We start from the raw sequence: 8,128 nt of genomic DNA on the forward strand, positions 1-8,128 counted from the left end.
ACGTGCTTGTCGCGGATCTTGCCCGACGCGTGCTCGATCTCCATACCCATCATGGTCGTCGCCTTGAGCTCCTGGGCGTTGGGCTGGCGGATCAGCTTCGAGCGGCCCGGATAGATGCGGTCGATGAAGCGGTCCATCAGCTGCAGCTTGTGCCCGGTGTCGTCAACGACGTGCGCCGTGCCGAAGGCCATGACGGCGCGATAGTTGACCGAATGGTGGAAGCCCGAGCGCGCCATCACCAGCGCATCGAGATGGGTGACGGTGAGGCACACCGGCACGCCCTCGCGCTGGGTGCGGATCATCCGGCTGGCCGACGAGCCGTGCCAGTAGAGGTGGTCGCCCTCGCGCCAGAAGCTGGTCGGCGTGCAGTAAGGCCGGCCGTCGATCACGTAGGCAATGTGGCAGACCAGCGCCGCGTCGAGGATCTCGTAGACCGTCTTGCGATCGTAGCGGCCGCGCTCGTGGACGCGCTTGACCCGGTTGACCGGCGTCACGCCGAAGGCTTCGGGCGTGTTCTCGGTATGGTGGCCGCGAGCGTTGGTGGTTGGGCCGGCGGCGGCGGTGGGGGCGCCGGTGGTGATGGGGGTAGTGGTGCTCACGACAGGAAACTCCGGGGGCGATTTGCGGCCGGACCATCGCCGCATTACGGTCCAGACGAAAGAGCCAGTTCGGCAAATCGAGTCTGGACCAGTCATGCCACGCCCCACCCGCAAGGCCGCCCCGCTCGGCCTCGTCCTCGATCCCGCCGCCACCCTGCCGCTGCACCGGCAGATCGGCCAGCAGGTGCGCCGCGCCATCCTCGAGCGCCGGCTGGCGGCCGGCCAGCGCCTGCCCTCCTCGCGCCTGATGGCGAGCGAGCTCGACGTCGCGCGCGGCACCGTGCTGCTCGCCATGGACCAGCTGATCGCCGAGGGCTACGTCGTGGCGCAGGCCGCCTCCGGTCTCTCGGTGGCGAACGACCTGCCCGACGAGATGCTGACCGCGCCGCCGGGCAGGGGCGCGCCGCCGCCGGCCGGCCGGACAGCGCCCGCTCCCGCCCTGTCGCGTCGTGCGCGCGCCGCGTTGCGGGACGCGCCGCCCGACCTCGGCTTCGACGACGCCCCGCTCGCTTTCCCGACCGGCCAGCCCGACCGCACGGCCTTTCCCTTCGCGCTGTGGGCCAGGCTGCTGGAGCGCGAATGGCGGCAGCCATTGTGGGCCGTCGCCGGCGCGCTGCATCCATTCGGCCATGCCGGCCTGCGCGCCGCGATCGCGGCCTATCTCGGCACGGCACGCGGCTTCACCTGCGACGCCGAGGCGATCGTCGTGACCACCGGCGTGCGGCAGAGCCTGTCGCTGCTCGCCGAGCTGGTGCTCGATCGCGGCGAGGCGGCATGGATCGAGGAGCCGGGATTTGTCGGCACGCGCGAGGCGCTGGCGTTCGCCGACGTGCGTGCCGTGCCGGTGCCGGTCGACTCGCAGGGCTTCGCGCTCCACAGGGCGCTGGCGGCCGAACCCGCGGCGCGGCTCGCCGTCGTGGCGCCGTCACATCAATTCCCGCTCGGCAGCGTGCTCGGCCTGCAGCGGCGGCTCGAGTTGCTGAGCTGGGCGGAACGCCACGACGGATGGATCGCCGAGGACGATTTCGACGGCGAGTACCGCTATGCCGGCCGGCCGCTCGCACCGCTGCGCGCGCTCGACCGTTCGGGCCGGGTCGCATATCTCGGCAGCTTCTCCAAGCTGCTCTTTCCCGCCCTGCGGCTGAGCTACGTCGTGTTGCCGGCCGCCCTCGCACCGGCAGCGCAGGTGCTGATGGCCGCGGTGCCGGCGCGGCCCTCCCTGCTGGGCCAGGGCGCCCTCGCCCGATTCATCGCCGACGGCCATTTCACCAGCCACCTGCGCCGCACCCGGCTCCTCTACGCCAGCCGCCAGGACGCGCTGCTCGCCGGACTTGAGCGCCATCTCGCAGGCTGGCTCGAGAGCGCGCGCGACCCCGGCGGCATGCACCTGGTCGCGCGGCCGGTCGCGGCAATCGCGCCCCGCTTCGACGACCGCGTCGTTGCCGCGGCGGCCGCGCGGGCGGGCATCGCGGTGTCGCCGCTCTCGGCCTGCCATGCCGGCCGACGCCGCCGCCACGGCCTCATCCTGGGCTATGCCGCCACGCCCGAAGGTGGCATCGACAGCGCTTGCGCGGCCCTCGCTGACGTGCTGCGCGATACCGTCCCGGTGCGCCGGCGGAATGGTTGAATGCCACTCTGTTCACTGCACCGCTCTTGAGCGTTGGCTACATTGTGACGATGACCTTGCCCAAATGTGCATTGGAGCGCAGATGCGCGTAGGCATCCGCAATTCTGTCGATGGAAACAACGCGATCCACCGGAAGCTTTATCCGCCTTGCCATCACATCGGGCCAGAGATCGTCCACCATCAGCCGGATAATCGTCTGGATCTCATCGACCGAACGCGTGCGGAAGGTGACGCCGACGAAAGTGATACGCTTCAGGCTGTGCAGGTCGAGATCGATCTCTCCCTTCGTCCCTCCCATGCGACCGACATCGATGATACGGCCCTTCACCGCCGCCGCCTGCATGTTCTGATTGATCACAGGTCCGCCGATCATGTCGATTACGAGATCGGCGCCTTTGCCGTCGGTCGCATCGCGCACGCGTTGCACGACGTCGTCGGTCCTGGTGTTGACACCGACGTCGAGTCCCCATGCCTCGAGTGTCGCGAGCTTTCTGTCCGACGTCGATGTGCCGATCACGGTCCTCGCTCCCTTGACCTTGGCGATCTGGAAGGCGGCGATGCCGACGCCCGACGTGACGCCCTGCACCAGCACGGCCTCGCCGGCCCGCAGCCGGCCATTGGTGACGACGGCGTCGTGCATGGTCATGAAGGCGACCGGCGCCGCGGCCGCCTCTTCCCAGGAGAAGCTTCCTGGAACGGGAATGAGCAGCCGATGGTCGATGCGCACGTACTCCGCGAACGCACCCTGACCCATCGCCATCACACCATCGCCGGCCCTCACGTCCGTCACGCCCTCACCCAGCTCCACCACCTCGCCCGCGAACTCCAGACCGGCGATAGGCGCGTCCAGCACCGCACCGGCGCCTCTGAAATGGCCGACGCTCATCGCGAGGTCGGCGCGGTTGGCGCCGGCGGCGCGTACGCGCACCAGCACCTCGCCGGCACCAGGCTCGGGCCGTGCCACGTCTTGCACCTCGATGCGCTTGCCGCCCGCCCGATCGACGACTACCGCCGCGCGCATGCCGTGCTCCTCTTATGAAAATCGGGGCGGGTACCGCCCCGATTTTTTCTGCATCGTGGTGCATGCGCACATGCTGGGGGTCTCCTCAATAGATGACAGGGCAGCGCTGCCAATGCAGCACGCTGCGGCCGGATTTTCCCGCGACCAGCATCGGCGGCGACCGCAGCACCAGCACGTCGCCCCTGAACTCGTAGTGTCGCACGTTCACCTGGCCCTCCCAGTCGGGCAGCAGGGCGCTGAGGATGCGGTGGTTGACGATGCGCCTGGCCTCGTCGACGTCGTAGGTGCAGTAGTAGGCGACATAGCCGTTGAAGGCGGCGCGCACCTCGGCGTCGCTGCCGAAGTCCTTCTGCGCCGCCGACTGTCGCGGCTGGGCGAACTTCGGTCGCCCGCGTTGCATCATCTGGCCGGAGAAGAAGCCCTCACGCGTATAGACGATCAGGCCCTCGGCGTCGCGACCCAGCGGATGCTCGGCAGTCCCGTCGTCGAATACGAGCTCGAACGACTGCAGCCGGTAGCTGCCGATGAAGTCGCGGGCGCTCATTGCGGCTTGCCGATACCGTAACGTGCGCCCCAGGCCAGCGAGTCGAGCGTGTGAGAAGAGGGTGTGTACTCGCAGCCGATCCAGCCCGGCCAGCCCCTGCTGTCCACCAGGTCGAAATAGTGCTGCAGGTTCAGCTCGCCCACGCCGGGCTCGTTTCGCCCCGGCGGATTGCCGAGTTGCAGATGGCCGATCCACGGCCAGCAGCGCTCGAGGTTGCGACTGATGGCGCCTTCCTCCATCTGCACGTGATAGGTGTCGAAGCAGAGTTTCAGGTTGTCCTGGCCGACCTCCCTGATGAGGGCGAGACCCTCGTCCAGCGTATGGATGAAGAAGTCGGGGAAACGTGCGCTGCACACCGGCTCGATGACGAGCGTCAGCCCGGCCTTTTGGGCTTCCTCGCAAGCCAGTGCCAGGTTCTCGACCACACGCGCCCAGGTCTTCTCGCGCGCCTCGCCCTTCGGCGTGCCGCCGATCGCAGGGTGCAGCAGGCTGCACTCGATCTCCAGCGCATAGTCGATGCCGCGCTTTACCGCGTCCCGAAAGTCGCCCTCGCGGCCGGGCAGGGTCGTCAAACCGAGCTCGCCCGCCTCCCAGTCCTGCGGCGTCAGGATCTGCACCATGACGAGGCCGTTGTCCTTCAGCCAGCGGCGCACGTCGCCCGCCTTCCAGGGGTAGGGATCGCCATGCTCGACGCCCTTGAAACCGCAGCGCGCCGCCTGCACGAAGCGCCCGGGCATGTCGTACTCCTTGAACATCCAGCGGATGTTCGCCTCGAACCGCGGCATCCCTGCTCCTAGCTCGCCTTGATGTTGGCCTCGCGCACCACCTTGGCCCATTTGTCGTACTCGCCGCGCATGAAGGCGGCGGTCTCCGCGGGTGTCATCGGTGCGGGATGAAAGCTCTGCTTGAGGAAGCCGTCGCGCACCTCGGGCTGCGCCAGCGCATTGCGCACCGTCTCGTTCAGCCTGGTGATGACGGCGGGCGGCGTCCCCTTGGGTGCCATCAGCACGCCCCAGGCGCCGACCTCGTAGCCCGGAATGGTGTCGGCAATGGGCGGCACCTCCGGCAGCTCGGGCTGGCGCTCGCGGCTCGCCACGCCCAGCGGGCGCACCTTGCCGGCGCGCACGTTGGGCACGGCCACCGGCATGTTGTCGAGCAACAGCTGGATGCGGCCGGCGATCAGGTCGAGCTGCAGCGCCGCCGAGCTGTAGGGCACGTGCTGCATGCTGGTTCCGGTCAGGATCATGAACAGCTCCATGCCGAGATGCAGGTTCGAACCGATGCCGGTCGAGCCGAACGAGAGCTTGCCCGGATTGGCCTTGGCGTAGTCGATGAGCTCGCCCACGCTCTTCACCGGCAGCTCGGGATGGCACACTAGGACGTTGTGCACCTTGGCCACCAGCGTGATCGGATCGAAGTCGTCGAGCGGCTTGTATTTGAGGTCGGTCAGGATGTGCGGGCTGACGACATGGGTCGTGCTGGCGCCGAACAGCAGCGTGTAGCCGTCCGGCTTGGCGCGGGCGACGAACTCGCCGCCGATATGACCCGACGCGCCCGGCTTGTTGTCGATGACGAAGGTGGTGTCGAGCGACTTGCCCATGGCCCCGCACATCAGCCGCGCCAGCGCGTCGAGCGCATTGCCCGCCGGCCCGGGAACGACGACCCGCACGGTCTGGCTGGGATAGGCTTGCGCCTGCGCCTCGATCGGTGCGCCCACGATTGCGGCGGACGCGGCCATCTTCAACATCGTTCTGCGCTTCATCGTTCCCTCCCTCGGGCTCGCCTCACGTCGTGACCACGACCGTGCCCAGCCGGTCGCAGCTTTCGACGATCTCGTGTGCTTGCGCGATGCGTTCCAGCGGCACGCTGGCAGCGATGCGGTGCTGCGCGCGGCCGCTCCTCAGCCAGTCGACGACGCCGCGCTGCGCCGCCTGGCGCAGCTCCAGCGCCGACAGGCCGAGCTGTACGAAGCGCACCGTGACGCCCTTGAACATCAGGCCGAGCGCCGGCACATGCGGCTCGGGCACGGCGACCGAGGAGTACATCGACACCACGGCATTGTCGGCCAGCACCCTCATCGTCGTCGGAAGATTGGCGCCGAAATCGACCTCGACGATCCGGTCTGTGCCGCGGCCGCCCGTGAACTCGAGCACGGCGGCCGCGACATCATCGGTCCGGTAGTTCAAGACCAGGTCGGCGCCGGCCAGCGCCGCATCGCTGGCCTTGCGCTCGCCGCTCACGGTCGCGACCACACGCGCGCCGGCCCATTTGGCGATCTGGATGGCGTAGAAGCCGACGGCACCCGCGCCACCCGTCACGAGCACCGTGGCGCCCTCGATTGGCCCGTCGCGCAGCAGGCAGAGATGCGCGGTCTGCGCCGGGATTCCGAGGCTCGCCCCGACGACGAAGTCGCAATCGTCGGGCAGCTCGGCCAGCAGATGCGCGTCGAGCGCCACATACTGAGCGGCGCTCCCCATCGCCCGGCCGCGCGCGGCGTTGTGCATCCAGACGCGCCGGCCGACCAGGGTGCGCTCGACGCCGGGCCCGACGTCCTCGACGACGCCCGCGCCGTCATTGTGCGGCACGACGCGGGCAAACCCCATCTTGCGGCCGAAGCGGCCGGCGCGACCGTTGCAGTCGGCGGGGTTGACGCCCGAGACGTGCACGCGCACTAGCGCCTCGCCCGGCCCGGGAACGGGCGTCGCCAGCTCGCCGATCTGAAGCACCTCGCGCGCCGGCCCCTGCCGATCGTACCATGCTGCCCGCATTGTCGTTTCGCTCCCGGCCATCAGCAAACCACCGTCGCCGGTCTGCGGTCCAAGCGGGGTTTTGACTTGATCAATAAGCGCGTCTTATTGTTCTGCGATGGACCTGCGGCAGCTCCGTACTTTCCTTGCCGTGGCGCAGGAGCGGCATTTTGGCCGCGCCGCCGAACGCCTGAACATCGCCCAGCCCGCAGTCAGCCAGCAGATCCGCACGCTCGAGGCCGATCTCGGCACACGCCTGTTCGACCGCACCAGCCGCTCGGTCGAGCTGACGGCGTCGGGCCGCACGCTGCTGGCCGGTGTGCCCGACATTCTCGACCGCGTCGCCCAGCTCAGCGAGGCGACGCGCGCCGTGGCACGCGCGCTTCGCGGCGAGCTGCGGCTGAACTATGCCCGGACCTCGCCAGTCGGCATCGCCACCGACATTGTCGAGGAGTTCCGCCGCCGCTACCCCGAAGTCAATCTGATCATCGACACGGTGACCACGACGCGCAGCCTCGAGCAGTTGCGCGCGGGCACGCTGGATGCGGCGTTCCTGCGCCTGCCGCTGGCGCAAGCGCAAGACATTGCGGTGCTCGAGGTCGGCTCCGATCCACTGGTCGCCGCACTGCCGCGCAATCACCGCCTGGCGCGTCGCCGCGAGGTCGCGGCGGCGGACCTGCAGCGCCAGCGCATCGTGTTCTGGCCGCGCTCGCAGGGGCCGGGCTTCCACGATTGGGTCATCGAGCAGGTGTTCGCCGGCCGCTCCCCCGACATCGTGGACATCGAGCCCGACACCGAGCAGATGGTGCGCGCCGTGGCGCGCGGCGTGGGCTGTGCCGTGACGACCAAGTCCCGCGCTTCGCTGCTTGCGGTTCGCGGCGTGGCCTTCAAGCCCCTGGTGGCGGTGCCGGCCTCGCCGCTGGGCCTGGCTTGGAGAGAGGCGGGCCGCTCCGAACCACTGCGCAGGCTCGTGGCGATCGCCCGCAGGGTGGCACGCGACAAGTCGGGACGGCTGGGAGCAACTCCATGAAGCATGCAGTTCTTGGCGGCCTGACGGCGCTCGACGCTCGACATCATCGGGGCGGTGCTTCTCTCGGGCGCCGCCGACGCGCAGCGTCCTCCGAGCTGCGAGTCAGTCACCGGGCATGACGCGGTCCGGGTCGGGTTCGGTATCATCTGCCATGCCGCCGCTCGCCTTCCTGTCGAGGTCAAACAAGCATGAGCCGCGGCAGGTACAGGAAGAGAAGATCGGAATTTCCTTCATAATGCTGCTGGACAAAGACACTTGCAGACTGCGGGTCTGGTATGGACTTCGTTGAATTGGGATCCCCAGCAATGCGCACCATCTATCGCTGCTTCCAGGCAGATTCTGGATTCTAGTTATGTCGCGCGGTTTGTCAGAGATCGACCCGAACCGGTCATGTCGTGTCGAGTAAGTATTCGCGCTGCTTCCGTCCGTGTCAGGTTCGCCTTTTCCGCGAACCTTTGGATAGCGCTTTGGTTTCGGTGCATCGCACAGGCCCACATGACGATCAGTTCTCCAGGTGGCAACGAGAACCCGGCGACACCCTTCATCATCTGAGTGTCCTC

8 protein-coding genes are annotated in these 8,128 nt (G+C 68.4%); 2 read left to right on the forward strand and 6 right to left on the reverse strand.

Annotation, left to right across the window (positions count from 1 at the left end; translation table 11 throughout):
* The coding region (locus AB7O82_RS35405; protein ID WP_428621592.1) for a pyridoxamine 5'-phosphate oxidase family protein at positions 1-599 on the reverse strand (599 nt) is incomplete at its 3' end.
* A gap of 94 nt (positions 600-693) precedes the next feature.
* On the opposite strand from AB7O82_RS35405, the gene AB7O82_RS35410 reads away from it, so the two are divergent.
* Positions 694-2,226, forward strand: a complete 1,533-nt coding sequence (locus AB7O82_RS35410) for a PLP-dependent aminotransferase family protein (RefSeq protein ID WP_428550888.1) — start codon at positions 694-696, stop codon at positions 2,224-2,226.
* Between the two features lie 37 nt (positions 2,227-2,263).
* On the opposite strand, the gene AB7O82_RS35415 is transcribed toward AB7O82_RS35410, so the two are convergent.
* The 5 genes from AB7O82_RS35415 to AB7O82_RS35435 all read right to left on the reverse strand — a co-directional run bounded on the left by AB7O82_RS35415 (position 2,264) and on the right by AB7O82_RS35435 (position 6,559).
* Entirely contained in the window at positions 2,264-3,247 is a 984-nt protein-coding gene (locus AB7O82_RS35415; protein WP_428550886.1) for a zinc-binding dehydrogenase, read from the reverse strand.
* A gap of 85 nt (positions 3,248-3,332) precedes the next feature.
* Positions 3,333-3,791, reverse strand: coding sequence for a lipocalin-like domain-containing protein (locus AB7O82_RS35420; protein ID WP_428550883.1), 459 nt, complete (start codon positions 3,789-3,791; stop codon positions 3,333-3,335).
* Positions 3,788-4,576: a hydroxypyruvate isomerase family protein gene (locus tag AB7O82_RS35425; protein WP_428550880.1), complete on the reverse strand. Its 789-nt coding sequence runs from the start codon at positions 4,574-4,576 to the stop codon at positions 3,788-3,790. Before AB7O82_RS35425 ends, AB7O82_RS35420 begins: the two co-directional genes overlap by 4 nt.
* Positions 4,577-4,584: 8 nt before the next feature.
* The gene (locus AB7O82_RS35430; RefSeq protein ID WP_428550878.1) at positions 4,585-5,553 is read right to left on the reverse strand and encodes a Bug family tripartite tricarboxylate transporter substrate binding protein; all 969 of its coding nucleotides are present in this window, start codon (positions 5,551-5,553) and stop codon (positions 4,585-4,587) included.
* 22 nt (positions 5,554-5,575) lie between these two features.
* Complete coding sequence (locus tag AB7O82_RS35435; RefSeq protein ID WP_428550875.1) at positions 5,576-6,559, reverse strand: NADPH:quinone reductase; 984 nt, start codon at positions 6,557-6,559, stop codon at positions 5,576-5,578.
* A gap of 97 nt (positions 6,560-6,656) precedes the next feature.
* Between AB7O82_RS35435 and AB7O82_RS35440 the strand changes: the two genes are divergently transcribed.
* Positions 6,657-7,568 (forward strand): LysR family transcriptional regulator, encoded by a 912-nt coding sequence (locus AB7O82_RS35440; protein ID WP_428550872.1) that lies wholly within the window; start codon positions 6,657-6,659, stop codon positions 7,566-7,568.
* Positions 7,569-8,128: the final 560 nt, after the last annotated feature.

Origin of the sequence: Reyranella sp., from assembly GCF_050185545.1 — a bacterium.
Classification (GTDB): Bacteria; Pseudomonadota; Alphaproteobacteria; order Reyranellales; family Reyranellaceae; genus Reyranella.

What these genes read in the sequence shown, in the direction of transcription:
- AB7O82_RS35410 (WP_428550888.1), top strand. Translation starts at nt 694, where the DNA reads ATGCCACGCCCCACCCGCAAGGCCGCCCCGCTCGGCCTCGTCCTCGAT.
- AB7O82_RS35415 (WP_428550886.1), bottom strand. Translation starts at nt 3,247, where the DNA reads ATGCGCGCGGCGGTAGTCGTCGATCGGGCGGGCGGCAAGCGCATCGAG.
- AB7O82_RS35420 (WP_428550883.1), bottom strand. Translation starts at nt 3,791, where the DNA reads ATGAGCGCCCGCGACTTCATCGGCAGCTACCGGCTGCAGTCGTTCGAG.
- AB7O82_RS35425 (WP_428550880.1), bottom strand. Translation starts at nt 4,576, where the DNA reads ATGCCGCGGTTCGAGGCGAACATCCGCTGGATGTTCAAGGAGTACGAC.
- AB7O82_RS35430 (WP_428550878.1), bottom strand. Translation starts at nt 5,553, where the DNA reads ATGAAGCGCAGAACGATGTTGAAGATGGCCGCGTCCGCCGCAATCGTG.
- AB7O82_RS35435 (WP_428550875.1), bottom strand. Translation starts at nt 6,559, where the DNA reads ATGCGGGCAGCATGGTACGATCGGCAGGGGCCGGCGCGCGAGGTGCTT.
- AB7O82_RS35440 (WP_428550872.1), top strand. Translation starts at nt 6,657, where the DNA reads ATGGACCTGCGGCAGCTCCGTACTTTCCTTGCCGTGGCGCAGGAGCGG.